Source organism: Candidatus Finniella inopinata (genome assembly GCF_004210305.1).
GTDB classification, from domain to species: Bacteria; Pseudomonadota; Alphaproteobacteria; order Paracaedibacterales; family CAIULA01; genus Finniella; species Finniella inopinata_A.
Genome location: NZ_SCFB01000007.1, coordinates 96,111 through 111,911 on the forward strand (window position 1 = coordinate 96,111; position 15,801 = coordinate 111,911).

The following is a 15,801-nucleotide window of genomic DNA, read 5'->3' on the forward strand; positions in this document are numbered from 1 at the left end:
TCCGAAAAATGATTTGAATCGGGTATAATGACTATGATGATTGCTTCTTTTTTAATAGGCGCCTGTTTAGCAAGCTTTGTGACGGTCCTGGCTCAGCCTATGACCAGCCTTTGGCGACGGTCGGTATGTGATGGGTGCGGTCGGCCACTAAAGTGGTTTCAAATGATCCCAGTTCTGTCATCCTGGTTGTTACGCAACCGTTGCCACCATTGTAATCACCGCCCAAGCTTGCTTTACGGATTTGTTGAGACCCTGACAGGCCTAATGTTCGTCCTAACGGCCAGCGTTTTACCCCTGGGTTGGCCCCTTCTTATCACCGATATTTTCATCGTTATAGGATTACACATCAGCCTGTGGGATTGGCGTTGGCGCCAAATTCCCATCAACGACCTGGCATTGCTTGGGGGATTAACAATCTTACATTTAATGATGAAGGGACGTTTCCCTGTATCGTCTTTGATAATGGCTGGCTTGTTATTTTTCTTGTGTGTGATTTGGCGCGTAAGGGGCAGACCTTTCCCCTTAGCCAGTGGCGATTGGGTTTTGTTGGTTATCACAGCTGCATGGCTTCAACCTGAAACCCTTCCTGCGTTTTTAAGCATCCTGGGTGGCCTTGGCCTTCTTTCAGCCATCCTTTACCAAAAACACTACAGCACACCTTTTTTCCCCTTTGCCCCCGCCATTTTGCTGGCGACATGGATCTGTTTGGTTTTTTAAACAATACCTTAATAAATATACGGCAAGATGTTAGATAAGCGCCTTTGTACAATTGTGGCTTTACCGTGCATCATTTATTATATTTTCTTTCCTTATTTGCCCTAACCGCCACGCCTGTCTTTCCCTCCTCGCAAAGTCCATATCCAGCCCATCTTAAAAGCGCTCTTTTACCGTACCAGGTACACCCAGACGATTGGTGGGAGGGGAAATTCACCTTAAAAATGGGCCAAGAAGTTTATGGAATGTCTGTCGACGAGATCAAACAAAAACGGACGGCTCAAAGCCAAAAAAGTGCGGCCATTTTTGAAAATTTGTACAACGAGAAAAACGGCACAATCCCCTTGAAAACCCACCGGTTATGGCTGACAAGCCAAGAAAACCCTTTTGAGGCTGACCCACACCATTTACAGTCTTATGTTCAAAGCATCAAACGATTAATAGCCCTGCCGTGGGAGCATCATTTTTGGTGTTTGCGGGCAGATCAAATCCCCAAAACCATTCAATTTTTGAAAGACAGCAAAGCCGACATTCATATTCATGAACTGAATGAGATTTTGCCCCAGATGAAGGGTCGCCACCTTTACCAAGCGTATTATGACCACAAACATTTTTGCCTGGCTAGCCATATCGTGCGCCATAATATTGTTTATCTGAACGGGGGCATTTATGCGAATCTAGGTACTTTATTGCAGGAGGACCTGACGCCGTTTGCGAAAGCCTATGACCACATATGGTCGTCTAATGGGAAATGTCTTAGCCAATCTTTTTTCGGCTATCAACAAAATGATCCGATTATAAAGGCCTATCTAGACAGCCTTGATCGGCTGCACCAAATGCCTAAAGCAGCTAAAGATCTGACTCCAACTTTTGAAACCCAACGGTTTTGGTGTGAAGAACCTCATTTGATGGCGTGTATCGACAAATTCAGCATGGACAATATTCGATTTTTGTTTGTTCCAGAGGGGGATAAAAGTCTGATGACCATAAGCCATGCGCAATCGTGGCGAAGAGGAAACCTTTTCGGGAACGCCACCATTCTTGAAGGGAAAATCAATATTTTAGAGATTGACCCTGCATCCTCGTCAGCACGCCCCATCAACCCATATGTGCGCAAATTGTTGGCAGATCCTTATGATAAAAGCACAGGAAATTATGCCTATTACAGCCATTTTTTTACCAACGTTTATGAAAAACTTTTCTCAACAACGGTTGATAACGTGCGCGAAAAAAGGACCCGGCTGTTGCAACGGACCCGATCTATCCTGGACGTCCTGCATGAAACGGGGTCCAAGCGGTTAAGTCCTATTCCCTATCTGACCCATCGGATCTGGCTGACCAGCGACGCGAATCCTTTTGAGGTACCGGAAGATCGCTTGAGTTTGTATTTTCAAAGCCTTAAGCAGTTAAAATCGGCAAAGTGGGTGCACCATTTTTGGTGTTTGGATCCTGCTAAAATTCCCACAACCATCAAGATTCTTGAGCAATCGGATTGCGGCATTCAAATACACAAACTGGATGAGGTTATGCCTTCTTTTCGGGCCAGGGATATTTTTTGGCGCCTCTATCAGGCAAAATATTACACAGCCGCCAGCGATATCGCACGTTTTAATATCATCAATCTAAAGGGTGGGGTGTACAGTGATTTCGGCGTCGAATACAACACGGACCTTGGCCCTTACGTGGAAAGATTTGACTATATTTTTGGTCAAGAAGGGTTCCTGGCTGGAACCAGTTTTTTGGCAGCCCCAAAAAACTCTCTCGTTATCAGCAATCTATTAAGGTTCCTAGATACCGTGGACCGGGTTCATCCAGACTTTAGAAATTTTGGCGATGGAATTGCGACCCCCCCGTGGACAGCGCTTGGCATTTTGACGGTGATGATGGATCTTCATACACGGCAGACAGACCGCATTCTCCCCTGCCCTTATGGCTCAGATTCTTTGGTCAAGGCGAACCATATGGCCAGTTGGTTAGGCGACGGGAAGTTTGGTCAAACGTCGTTGGAACGGCAGCCGATATCCCCCGAAATTATCTTTGGCGACAGATCCTTGTTAGCCAAACCTTATCGAATGAGCTTTACAGAGGATGCGTTGTTAGAACGCTTTACATTACCCGTGGCCAAAAGTTTGTATAAGGTTGAAAAAGCCCAGTTAGAGGAAAAACGCCAGGCGCTGTACCAAGGCTTTAAAGACACCTACTACAATCTGCAGGCGGGGCCCAACGGCGCCCCCATACCCCAAATCAGCCATAGAACGTGGATAACCAGCGAGGACAATCCTGTCGAAGTTCCGGTTGATCGTTTGAACATATACCTTGATAGCATTCAAATGCTGGATGCTTCGCCTGGCTGGCAACATATTTTTTGGTGTATGGATCAAACGCACTTGCCTCAGACGGTGAAGTTTCTACAAGAAGCAAAGGACCGTTTGGGCCTCAATATCCAAATCCGTGACATTAAAGATATTTTACCGTCCATGAGAGGGCGATCTATTTTTGAGGCTTTTTACAACGATAAACGCTTTTGTAACGCCAATGATATTTTCAGGTTAAATGTACTGCACAACCAAGGCGGGATTTATGCAGACATGGGGTGTACATTTTTAAAAGATTTGACACCTTTTCTTGAGATTTATGATCGTCTGTTTTTTCTGTACGATTGGGGAAATATTGATCATGGTGTGTGTGCTGTAAAACCCCATGATGATATTCTTGATCGCTATCTAAACAGCTTAGAAACTCTGCATCTTTTACCTAAATCAGTTAAAACCCTAACCTCTTCGGCATCCAGCCAATTGACCTGGACAGGGTCCCATCATTTGATGATCATGTTAGATCTGTTCAGTAAGGAAACAGATAAGATTATGTTCATACCCGAAGGGCAATTTCTAACAATTAAACAATCCCACAGTTGGGGCATCTCAGCTAAGTTTGGCAACAAGTCAATTTTGGAATCGAAGGTTGATGTATTTCATCTGGTATGATTTTTTGTTTAACCATTTGTTCACCCTTCTGAGTCTAAAATAAATCTTATAGTTTTTTATAAGGTATATTAAAAATGAATCGACGTTGTGGTGCCGTATTGTGTTTATCGTTAAGCTTTTGTGCACCTTTATGTGCTCTTACCTCCTCCACTTTAGATGGACCATCTTATTTTAATTCGGGAAAGATAAAAGCCAATATATACCATGCCTTCGACTTGGCTTATGTGACGGTGAATCCTTTGATACCACCGACCTTTGAGGGGGCTAATACAACGCCGATCAATGACAGGCTAAAGTATATCGCGAGTAAGGGGTACACTCACATACAGATTTCACCGCCCATTCAAACAACACCAAGCGTCCAATACCATGACGCTTGGTGGGTTTCCTATAAACCGCTGATCTGTGATTTAGGCTATGCTGCTGACGCCTCCACATCCCCTTATTACCAAAAAGAGCTAGAGGCAGCAGCGGTCGTTTTAGGAAAACCATTAAAAGATTATTCCACGTATGGGGTAAAAATTAAGATGAGTGATGAAACCGAACGGGTGGTTGGATACCGGTTGGGATCGGATCGCTATGGTTCCGCTGCAGATCTTGTAACTTTGATCAAAAATGCAAAAGCATACAATCTTGGCATTATTGTCGATGTGGTTTTTCACCAAATTGGATGGCAAAACGAGGAGTTCTCTGAGAACCCTGTTGGCTATACTTTCCATGCCGTTAACTGTTCCGGACCCAAGATTGGATCCATTAAGACCACCGGCATCGGTCTTATTGACCAAAGTAGCCTTTCCAACGTGCATTTAAATTCAAAAGTGAGCAGCTTGAAGCCAAAACCTTTAGTGTCTGCAGCATCTGTTGAAGCAACCCCCACAGAGACGACTACAACAGAAACTTCAACAGGAACGACTTCTGCTGAAGCAGCTCTTGTTGAATCAGCTCCTGTTGCTGCTCCAGCTCCGGTTGAAGTCATTCCAACACCTGCAACAAATTTCATTGTTCCCTTTGATCCTTATAATCGGGATGTTTGGCAACACGGACCTGTTCTGAATGTTAATGATCCTATGGTACAAACAATGGCCGTAGGGTATCTGCAGCTGCTCCACGATATAGGTGTTGTAGGGCTGCGTTTGGACCACGTCATAGCTACAGCTAATGAAGGTGGATTGGGGGGGCTTTGGGCCATTTTAGCAAAAAGCCCTGATTTTCCTTTTGGGTACGCAGAAGTTTGGAGCGGCAATCTAAAGCATCTTCCAGCTTTTGGCCCCGTCTTTCCTTTGGAAGATTTTGTATTTCATTTTCGATTAGCCGAATGCTTTGTTGCCTATGATAAAACAGTTGATCTGACTAAGCCCGAGGCCATTGGTAATATGCCTGCCGTCACATTTTCTGTAAATCATGATATTTATCCAAAAGTTGGCAATACCTTGAAAAACGGATTTTACAGCAGATCCCAACATCCAGACGATGATTTTGATAAAGCCCAATCTCACTTAGCGATTGCCTATTTATGCGCAAAACGAGACGGATCTCCCCTTATCTTGCGTTTTGAAGATGAAAGGGACAATAAGAAATTAATTCAACGGGCTTTGGCTTTCCGCGTTTTAATGGAAGAAAAGAATGCACCACACGAATATATCGTTAAATTAGCAGACGACGTATTTTTAATTGCGCGTCAGTTTGGTTTTGTTGTCATCAACAGAGGAACAACTCATTCTTACAGGTTAAATCAAGGGATTATTAGAGATAAATTTATTCCGAGCGTTTACATTCCCGATGGATCCTATGACGACTTGATCGACCTTGGAACCGAACGCAGGGGGAATTACCAACTGTCTAATTTAAACATTGAAGTTAGCCCCATGGACGCAAAATTTTTGGTTCTGAGCAAACCTACCTATGAGCAAAAGTCTTATGACATAGTCTTCAAGACAGTGTGCGGTGCAACACAACCAACAGACCAAGTTTGTGTTGCAGGAAGCCACCCTGTGTTGGGAGATTGGTGGGTGCGATTTGATCTTTTGAACGGGATGACGTGCAGTCAATCTGCATCAAATTTGGGTGGACTTTTTCCCAATTGGCAATCGAGGCCTTTACGGTTTCCGGCAGGAACAAGTTTTGGTTATAGGTTTGCAATATCGAATATCGGTGGCGTAGCTAACACAGGTGTTATTCGACAATCGGAAAAGGGTGGAGAGCGGCACTATATGGTTAACGGTGATGCAACCGTACCAGAAAACCCACCTGCGGCGTGGTAATGAAACAAACTGATTTGAAGAGAGGGGCATCGAGCTCGAAGGAATAAAAAACACCAATAGGTGAGGTAGGTGAAAAACACCTGTTCACAAAACCCCCATACCCTTTATAGTGCGGTTATAAATTTGACGCGTACAATTTGTGGGGGTCAGTATGAATCAAAAAAAGCTTTTAGCAGCTTGCGCCATTGGAAATATTATCGAATGGTACGAATTCATGATATTCGGCTATTTTGCCGCCATCATTGGAACTTTGTTTTTCCCATCATCATCTTCCCTGGGTTCTCTGTTCAAAGCCTTTGGCGTTTTTGCCATAGGCGTTTTGGTGCGCCCGCTGGGGGGGATTCTCTTTGGACACATCGGCGACAGATTTGGCCGAAAAACAGCACTTCTTGTGTCCATTTACCTTATGTCCGTTCCCACAGTCGCCATTGGCTTATTACCCAGCTATGAAAGCATCGGTATCTTTGCGCCCATCGCCCTTTTGTGTATTCGTGTTTTACAGGGGCTGTCTATGGGGGGGGAATATGCAGGAACCATTGTCTATTTAGTGGAAAACACAAAAACATCAAAAAAAGGCCTTTATGGAAGCCTAGCTGCCTTTAGCCTTGTTCTTGGAATGGCGGCGGGATCCCTTGTTTTTGCCGTATTCCATGCCTTATTAACAAAACAGCAATTGCTTGATTGGGGTTGGAGAATCCCCTTTTTGCTAAGTATTGTGGGATTAGCTTGGGGACTTTACCTAAGGGTAAAATTAGAAGATTCTGGGGTTTTTACAGAACTTAAAGAAGCTGGTAATTTGGCAAGAATTCCTATAAAAGAAGCCTTCTCAGAAAGTTCAAAACCGTTGTTCCAAACCGTCCTTATCCAGTGCCTACTTGGCGTTGGCATGTACACAATGACGATATTTTACGCAAACTATGCAAGGGAGCATTTTGCCTCTCTTAGCTCTGTGTCCCCTATTCTGCTGAATACACCAGGCGTTATAGCCATTGGATTGGCTGCTATAGTGGCGGGTAAATTTTCAGACATCTTTGGAAGAAAAAACGTCCTTCTTTATTCAGCCATCTGCTCGTTTTTTGTCTCATATCTGACTATTCCCTTGATAACCCATGGCTCGGTAGAGTCATTTTTTATGGCCCATATCATGTTATCAACTTTGACAGGCTGTTTTTTGGGCTCGATTCCGTCCTTCTTGGCGGAAAGCTTTCCCACAAAAACACGTTACACATGTGTGGCCTTAAGCAACAATTTAAGCATGGGAATTTTTGGGGGCACGGCACCCATGGTGATTACCTACTTGATTGATAAATTTCACGACCCCGTCATCCCGAATTATTATCTGATGGTAAGCGCCTTGATCACGGTTTTAAGTATATATTTCTCTAAAGATAAGAGGCTATCGCCAGATAAGGAGCTCAGCTATGCGAGGGAATTCAAACATAATTAAAAACCTTCACATTGTACCAAGGGAACTATTGAGCCATGGAAAAAAAGGATCAGAGTCTTTAAGTTACAAGGCCCCCATTAAAAATTTTGCAACCCATCCAGTATTGAAGGATTATTTTAAAGAAAACTCAGGTTTTCTTTCCATTCAATGGGTTAGAATTAGCCAGAATGAACAGGTTGATATTCACGAACACGACGTGGATACCCTTATGATCGCCTGTGCCGGAACATGTTTATTGACCGGTGAAGTCAACAAGGTTTTTAAAGAGGGCGATACTGTTTTGATTCCCAAGAATTTTAAGCACGGATTAAGCAGCTATGGGGGTGAATTATTCTGGGGACTTTCTCTAAGATTTTGTGCTACAACCCAACTATTGGAACAAACTTAAACGTTTCTTTTAGGTAGCGTATAGTACCGAAACTTGGGCTTTGAGAATATGTCTTTCAATGGTGAAAACAGTATTTCTGTGGCGTATAATGAAAGTGTGCAGCTCACTCTTTTGGATATTTGCGCCCCCTTATTTCAAACGTTTGGCCTGATGACCTTTGGGTACAAAAGGATCTTTAAAGACGGTTCCTACCTTTTCTTGTCCACAAACACTCAATGGCAATCGCACCATCTTTATGAAATTCATAACCATGGCCAGTTCTTTAAAAATGCCATGTTAGAATGTGCCGACACACCAGAATTCGCCTTTTATAGAACCATGTGGCCCTCCTCTCCCTCCGACCATTTTCTGCAATCGCTTAACCAATATGGCATGTGGAACGGAATTAACTTTTACAGGAAAAAAGACGACAGCATCGAACTTTGGACATTTTCAACTAACCCAGAACAGCATCAAGATCCCAACAGTTACATAAAAATTCTTAACCATTTAGAGCGCTTCATTGCATTCTTCAATGTAAAAGCCTGCAACATTATCGATGTTTCTGATAAAAAAAAATTGGCTAAGTTCAAAGATGGGCTGGATCTTGTATTGATTGATGAAGCAGGCGTGACATCAATCAATACGGAATTTTTTTTAGACGCCACAAAAATAAATAACATTCCAATCTTAGTTGGCTCTCAATTTGTGCAGCTTTCTAAAAGGGAAACCGAATGCCTTAGGCTTATCGCTTACGGAAAAAGCGCGAAAGAAGCCGCTCATATTCTAAAAATATCACCCAGGACTGTCGAAGGCCTGCTTGTGAATGCGAAACTAAAGGCGGGAGCTTTGAACATGTCTCAAATGACATCATCTTTTCACCAATCATGTTCTTTAATGGGAATAAAATAACTTTTGTGTCAGCGACAAAGAATGGGGTATATGATTCACAAAATTGTTGTCGCGTCAACCAATGAAGGCAAAGTCAAAGAGGTCAAAGGCGTTCTGGATACGTTAAAGGACTTAGAGTTTGCGGTTGAGTCATTGCGTGATTATGCCATCACTGAACCAGACGAGCCCTACAATAGTTTTTTGGAAAATGCTGTTCACAAAGCCAAATATTATGCGAAGCATATCCAGCAACCAACGCTCTCAGACGATTCTGGCTTGTGTATTCAACCACTTGCTGATTTTCCGGGGGTAAAAACCAAGGACTTGGTTGAAGAGTGTGGAACCTTGAAAAAGGCTTTTGCCAGATTGGCAGGCCTGTTAAAAGACCACAAGAAACCAACGGCTTATTTTAACTGCGCAATGGTTTTGTATATACCCAAAACGGACGTTCTAATACCTTACGAGGCCAAAATGCATGGCACCATTACCTTCCCACCAAAAGGCACACAAGGTTTCGGTTTCGATCCGATTTTCATCCCCGAAGGATTCGATCAAACGCTGGCCGAACTTGGTGACAGTGTCAAAAACCAAATAAGCCATCGATCAAAAGCCCTTAAAGGGTTGGTGGAAAAGTTGCGACAGGGACTATAATCTGCGGTTATTTAAAGCTTTCAGATAATTTTCTTATATTTCTTGGTTTCCCTTTAAAATAAGCTTTATACCCCTGGAATCCACAAAGGTTTTAAAAATTTGTTAATCTTCTTTATGCTAGGGCGTGTCATCAATTGAATAAGTCATAGATTTCTGTTTTAATTGAGAAAAATTTTACGAGGTTTTTTTCGGTGAGACGCTACGCATTACGGGATGATCAATGGGATCGCATTAAGGGTATGCTACCTGGAAGGGAAGGATATGTTGGTGCAACAGCAAAAGACAATCGCCTATTTATAGAAGCCGTTCTATATCGATATCGAGCTGGAATTCCGTGGCGTGATTTACCGGAACGTTTTGGGGATTTTAGAGTTATTCATCTACGCCATTCGAGGTGGAGCCAATCAGGTGTGTGGAAGAAAATTTTTGAGCTATTAAGCCAAGATGCTGACAATGAATACGCTATGATTGATTCAAGTATAGTGCGTGCTCATCAGCACAGTGCTGGTGCTAAAAAAAAGAATTCTCAGCTGACCAAGCGATTGGACGAAGCAAAGGAGGATTAAGCACCAAAATTCATGCCACCTGTGATGCGTTGGGAAATCCAACAGGGTTTTATTTAACAGCCGGACAAGATCACGATTTAGAAGGTGCCGATGCCTTAATAGATAACCTTACGCAAGCTGGTGCCGTCTTAGCTGACAAGGCTTATGACGCAGACGAACGTATGAGAAAAAAACTTGAAGAGAAAGGATGTGAGGCGGTCATTCCCCCAAAAAAGAATAGGATCAACCCTTGTTCGTATGATAAAGACCTCTACAAGGCCCGGCACCTCATCGAAAACTTCTTCGACAAACTTAAACAATACAGAGCCATAGCCACTCGATATGATAAAACAGCTCGAAACTTCCTGGGAGCCATACATTTGGTTGCTGCGGCTATTTGGCTTAATTGATGACACGCCCTAGTTTGGAAAGTAAAAGTTTTTAAAAGTAGGCAAAAATGAAACGCAATAAGAAGATTTCTTTCATTGAGCGATTAGGGTTTCTAGCCTTAATGTTGCGGGATATATTTGCATTTTTGATATCCTTAAATTATTTTCTCTTTTCCAATATCATGCGGTTTGCTAGCACACAGTACCTTGAAAAAATAAGCGCCGCTAGTGCGAGACGTGCTTACGCCCGGGCATTACGTAAGGTCCCGGCTTATAAAAACTTTATTGGCAATTTTAAGTCAGATTTAATTCCAGAGATGGATAAGGAAAATTACATAAAAGCCTATACGCCGGAGAAACGGTGCAAGCATGGCAACATACCAGGCCATAAAGTTATGATTGATGAATCCTCCGGCAGCACTGGCACGCCTTTCAATTGGATTCGCAGTCTTGATGAACGTCGCCAGTCCCACGGTTCAATCAGTTATTTTGTTAATTATTGCTTTGGAAAGAACGTTGATATTACTATAAATGCGTTCTCATTGGGTGCATGGGCTACGGGCTTGAATATGGGGATTGCGCTGGAACGCAATACCATCGTTAAAAACATAGGGCCAGACATCGAAAAAATATTTAAAACTTTAGAGTTTTTTGGGCCCAAATACAGATACTTAATTTTAGGTTATCCGCCGTTTGTAAAACAAATTATTGACGAGGCTAAGGCCCGCAATTTCCCCCTCCAGATGTATACGTTGAATGCTTTGGTTGGAGGCGAAGGCATGTCCGAGGGCTTGCGTGACTATTTACTGTCGTATTTTCAAGAGGTCTACAGCGGTTATGGAGCAACTGATATTGAAATTGGCATTGCCGGAGAAACACCAATTTCTGTGGCTATTCGCCGCCTGGCACGCGACAACGATGATGTCAGGAAAAGCCTGTTTGGCTTGGATTCAAGATTGCCAATGGTTTTTCAATATAATCCTTTGGCGCACCACATCGAGGTGAATGAAAAAAGTGAGCTGATTTTTACCATCAATCGTGGCAATGTTTTATCCCCTCGTATCAGATACAATATTCACGACCAAGGGGGCATAGATACTTATACTCATATGAAAGATAAGTTATCAGACTTAGGTTTCGATATTAAGTCCTTGGAAGAGAAATCTAAATTTCATTTGAATTTACCATTTATGTGGATCTATGGACGGAGTGACTTCACCATAAGTGTCATGGGGGCTAATATTTACCCAGAAGATATCGAACAGATCATTTATTCCGATGCTAGCTTAAGCGAAATTACGCGCTCGTTCTGCCAAGGGATTGTTCATAAAGAAGATCATAGCGTTAGGCCAGCTTTTTACTTTGAAATCACTGTCCCTTCCACCAAAGAGTTGGGGCTTAAATTCCAACGTTCTATCACGGAAAATTTATGCAGAATTAATGCAGATTTTCGTGAGGCTTGGGCTGAATACCATGAAACATTAATACCTGAAATTCACCTGTACCAAATGGGAGAGGGACCCTTCAAAATGCGGCCTGGACAGATAAAACAAAAGCGAGTTTTAGCATAGTTCGGTGCTTTTTATGCATAAATCACTTTTAAACCTTATATTTGACAAGAATCGACAAATTGTATCTGTATCTTTTTTGACCAAAATTTGAAACTATGGTCATATACATCAAAGATTATTCACTTTTAAGCATGACACCATGGTCAAGTCTTCCTTAAGGGCATTAGGCATTCTCGCAGTTCTTTTGTGTGCTGGCCTGACCACGCTTCAAATACCGTCTATCAAAAAAGATTTACTGATCTGGGTTATCGAAAAAGCCTTGAGCGAACCGAACCACAAAGTTGCCATCGATACGGTTGATGGTATTTTGCCCTTTACGTTAAATGTTCCTAACCTTGAAATTTATGACAAAGGGGATGATGACAAAGCAGAGCCGTGGCTGAACTTAAAGCAGCTGGATATAAAGGTTTCCTGGCTTCCCTTTAAAATCAGTTTTATACGCCTAGAATCCATAAAAGTTCTAAAACGGCCGGTTTTCCATAATGTTTCAATCAGCCTGTCCGAGTTAATGGCCATTTTAGTTTCTCAACGATCTATTCAGGAATTTGAGGCCCGATCCATTACCATCGACGCTTGTTTAACAGGAAAGGCTTATGATGGCACGCTTTCTTGGCGCCCGCATCCCATAAAGGGTCAGAATGTTGTCTTAAAAAGTTCGATTGGGAGCCTTGTCGCCACCCTGGCCCAGGGAAGGGCCGATGAAATGACCATTGATGACATTCAACTTTTTTACAAAGATTTTGCAATCAAGGGAACCGTGAAGGTTTTTGCGCCCAGCAACAACCCCCTTGAAGCCAGTGTTGTTTTGTCAGAGGCAAAAGGGGGAAGCTGTTCGTTGACCCTTACAAAAGATCATAACTTGTTGACGATCGAGGATATGGTTCTGTCGTATCATGATAAAAATGTAACGGGTTCTGGGCAGCTCAATACCGAAACCCGCGAAGTGAAGGGCGCTTTTATAGCCAATATTTTCCAAGGGGCCCCCGTGGCAACAACTCTGGATGGTACCCTTTCCCACCCCCACCTAAAGGTTAACTGTCCCGATCATCAGGCAACAGCGGATATCCAGTGGGATCAAATGACGGATACAGTCGCTTTTGACTTTTTGGTGAAAAAGTTAGCAACCCATGGCATCGACCTGCATACGCTTTCCGGAAAGGGAACAATGACGACGGCCCTTACAGGACAGGCCAATTTGCAACTGGGGGCGGGCTCGGTCCATGGGCTGGCTTTTGGCAAATCAACAGCCACTTTGAAACTTGATCAAGGAATCGGGACGTATCAATTGGATTTAACCCCTGCAGATAAGGGAACATCCTTAAGCCTTACCAGCGCCGGTCATTTAAGCCTGGAAAAAGACAATCCGAAAATTAAAGGGGAATTAAGTCTTAAAACCTTTATTTCTCGTTCGAAAAAGAAAACAGGCAAGTTGGCCCAGAAAAATATTGAAATCAGAACAGCTTTTGAATGGTCGTACCGAGAACTGATGTGGAATTCGTTCTATCAACCCGGAAGCGCTAAGCCATTAAACTTGAAAGGGATCTTGACCCTAACCGATGGAAAAGCCTTGGCCCACAGCCCTTGTCGTATAACGGCTAACGGTCAATTCAACCTAAGCGCTATCATGCCGTGGCTCTCCAACGGGGACCGCATCAGTGGCAAAGCCTTGGTTGACCTGGACTTGACGGGAACTTATGCAAACCCGATTTTACAGGGTATGATTAAAATCAAAAAAGGATTTTACGAAATCGCCGAATTTGGCACTTGCATTGGGAATGTGAACCTGGACCTTGAAGCCAAAGGTTCAAACCTTACCATCGTAAATTTTCAAGCAAGTGACGGAACGAAAAGATCTGCACCCAGCGGACAACTGACCGGCCAAGGGGTGATTCACATAAAAGATTTATTTAACCCTGTCTTGGATGTCAGCCTGAAGGTGCAAGATTTTCAAGTGGCAGCCAGCGACAGTTTTTTTGCCCGGGCCGATGGAGATATCACATTTAAGGGGCCCTGTCATCATGCCAAGGTTGAAGGGGCCGTTACGTTGAGCCCAGCAAAACTGATGCTAGAGGAAGTTAACCCCACGCCGCCAATTCCCGCCATTAAATTGATTGAGTCGTCATTGCAGCATTTGGACAAAAGAACAAAACCAGCAGAGCTAAAAATTTTCCCCATCCTTCTGAAATTAAAGGCCCCTAAACGCTTTATGATTCAAGGATTTGGTTTGGAAAGTTTATGGGAAGGTGAAATGGATGTTACTAATTACTTAAGCGACACCCAATTGGTTGGCTCAATTACCCTTGTAAAAGGCAAATTGGATTTATTAGGTAAGTCCATGAAAATTAGCCAGGGGCACATACGATATGATCAAGCTGTCCCCAACGACCCTTTTCTGTCCATTACTGCTGTTCGTGATGTTGATGGTGTGACCATTAACCTTGTGGTGGAAGGGCGAGCCTCTAGCCCGCGTTTCACGTTTTTATCAACCCCTGCCATGGCGGAAGAAGAAATTCTGTCTCGGCTTTTGTTTGGAAGAGAGCTTAGTAAAATATCTGTGGGACAAAGTTTACAGCTGGCTGCCGCTGTGGCCTCGATGCATGGTCAAAAAGGGTTAAATATTATGGACAAGGTACGATCTTCTTTTGGATTAGATGCGTTGGAAATCAAAGAAAACACTAATGATAAAGATGGCAGCACATCGCAAGCTCTCAGTATTGGTAAGGAATTTGGCCGAGTGCGCATTTCTTTGGATCAGGCCGTCACAACAGGCAGCAGCAAGGCCACCATCTCAACCGCCATAACACCCAGCCTTAACCTGGATGTTGACATCGGCGGTAGCGGAAATTCGAACTTTGGCCTCAGCTGGATAAAACGATATTAAACAAAAACACGTATAAATTAACTAATTTTTTACTAAATAAATTCTAAAATTTTATATGAAGCAGAAGTTCCGCTTCATTTATTTTTTAAATTTGGAGTAAAAAATGACCTTAAAAATGAATATGATCCTAGGCTTTGCGGCTTTGTCCTTATCAGCGGCAACAAGCCTATCGGTTAACGCCTGTAACGAAGACAACCATCACGAGTATTCCAAGGCCGCAAAAGACTGTGCCTCAAAAGCAGCTCAAACTTCCACTATTTTGGATGCCCTTGATATAGATAAAGCCCAACACACATCAGAGTGTGCTTACAATATCTATTGGAACAACACATGGGGTGTGGCCTATGACCTGGTTACCTATAACAGAAGTATCGACATTGTAGCACCCCTTTCTATGCCAGATCAACAATCCTATTATTACTACTATTACAATCCTACGCCTCCTACAGGAAATGTAGGTTCGTTGGCTCACATTTTTGCTGAAAGACAAGATGTCCCGATGATGCTAGCGTTTGAAGATGGGCTGAAGAAAAGTCAAGAGAAATTTGCTGAAAAAGGCAGCTACTCAAGCAGGGACGATATGCGTAAAGCTTTCTGGACACAAGCTTTATCAGTAAAAAATAAGTTCCAGAATTCGTTCCTAAATGTGGCGGCAGAAAAAAATAACGTTTTGTTCGCAAAAGTTTGCTTGCTTTTGGGTATGCCCGCTAGCGAGTTGTCGGCCCCATTAGGCCCTCTTAAGAATACAACCCTTCATAGCAGCGCAGCAGCTAATACGGTCGATTTCTTTAAATTTGCAGCGGATCTTTTAAAAGAGAATAGTCTTTTGGATGACGCATTAAAAATGAAAACCAGCGAAGGCGATGGCTTCACGCCTGCTGAGCTCGCAGACAAGGACAAATCTTATGCAGTGATGGGTTATATTAGCACCCTTTCTGCTTAACTTTCTTAATCTTGTCTGTAATCGTTTAGACAGTTAGCTACTTTACACCCAACAGACATCAGATCTGTTGGGTGTTTTCATAATATTCCAACCCTTTAACTTGACATTAATCCTTCCATACCCACTTATAAGGACAGGGTGACTTCGTATAAGAATT

At 43.0% G+C, this 15,801-nt stretch carries 11 protein-coding genes; all 11 read left to right on the plus strand.

Annotated features, from left to right (window positions below):
• Nucleotides 1-33 precede the first annotated feature (33 nt).
• The 11 genes from EQU50_RS06350 to EQU50_RS06400 all read left to right on the plus strand — a co-directional run bounded on the left by EQU50_RS06350 (nt 34) and on the right by EQU50_RS06400 (nt 15,644).
• Nucleotides 34-717: a prepilin peptidase gene (locus EQU50_RS06350; RefSeq protein WP_165380375.1), complete on the plus strand. Its 684-nt coding sequence runs from the start codon at nt 34-36 to the stop codon at nt 715-717.
• Nucleotides 718-782: 65 nt separating this feature from the next.
• Nucleotides 783-3,698 carry a glycosyltransferase gene (locus EQU50_RS06355; protein WP_130154295.1) on the plus strand — a complete coding sequence of 972 codons (2,916 nt, stop codon included), beginning with the start codon at nt 783-785 and terminating at the stop codon, nt 3,696-3,698.
• Between the two features lie 74 nt (nt 3,699-3,772).
• Complete coding sequence (locus EQU50_RS06360) at nt 3,773-5,959, plus strand: carbohydrate-binding module family 20 domain-containing protein (RefSeq protein ID WP_130154296.1); 2,187 nt, start codon at nt 3,773-3,775, stop codon at nt 5,957-5,959.
• A 151-nt stretch (nt 5,960-6,110) separates the two neighbouring features.
• Entirely contained in the window at nt 6,111-7,406 is a 1,296-nt protein-coding gene (locus EQU50_RS06365; protein WP_130154297.1) for an MFS transporter, read from the plus strand.
• Between the two features lie 28 nt (nt 7,407-7,434).
• Complete coding sequence (locus EQU50_RS06370) at nt 7,435-7,794, plus strand: cupin domain-containing protein (RefSeq protein WP_130154298.1); 360 nt, start codon at nt 7,435-7,437, stop codon at nt 7,792-7,794.
• Between the two features lie 48 nt (nt 7,795-7,842).
• Nucleotides 7,843-8,685: a LuxR C-terminal-related transcriptional regulator gene (locus EQU50_RS06375; protein WP_130154299.1), complete on the plus strand. Its 843-nt coding sequence runs from the start codon at nt 7,843-7,845 to the stop codon at nt 8,683-8,685.
• 30 nt (nt 8,686-8,715) lie between these two features.
• Nucleotides 8,716-9,315 (plus strand): non-canonical purine NTP pyrophosphatase, encoded by a 600-nt coding sequence (locus EQU50_RS06380; protein ID WP_165380376.1) that lies wholly within the window; start codon nt 8,716-8,718, stop codon nt 9,313-9,315.
• 191 nt (nt 9,316-9,506) lie between these two features.
• Nucleotides 9,507-10,270 (plus strand): IS5 family transposase gene (locus EQU50_RS06385; RefSeq protein ID WP_130153426.1). Its coding sequence is split into 2 segments (ribosomal slippage): nt 9,507-9,839 and nt 9,842-10,270, totalling 762 coding nucleotides; the frame shifts between segments, so codons are not numbered across the junction.
• 47 nt (nt 10,271-10,317) lie between these two features.
• The gene (locus EQU50_RS06390; RefSeq protein WP_130154301.1) at nt 10,318-11,820 is read left to right on the plus strand and encodes a phenylacetate--CoA ligase family protein; all 1,503 of its coding nucleotides are present in this window, start codon (nt 10,318-10,320) and stop codon (nt 11,818-11,820) included.
• A gap of 139 nt (nt 11,821-11,959) precedes the next feature.
• Nucleotides 11,960-14,701, plus strand: a complete 2,742-nt coding sequence (locus EQU50_RS06395; protein WP_130154302.1) for a translocation/assembly module TamB domain-containing protein — start codon at nt 11,960-11,962, stop codon at nt 14,699-14,701.
• A 103-nt stretch (nt 14,702-14,804) separates the two neighbouring features.
• Nucleotides 14,805-15,644, plus strand: coding sequence for a hypothetical protein (locus EQU50_RS06400; protein WP_130154303.1), 840 nt, complete (start codon nt 14,805-14,807; stop codon nt 15,642-15,644).
• Nucleotides 15,645-15,801 lie beyond the last annotated feature (157 nt).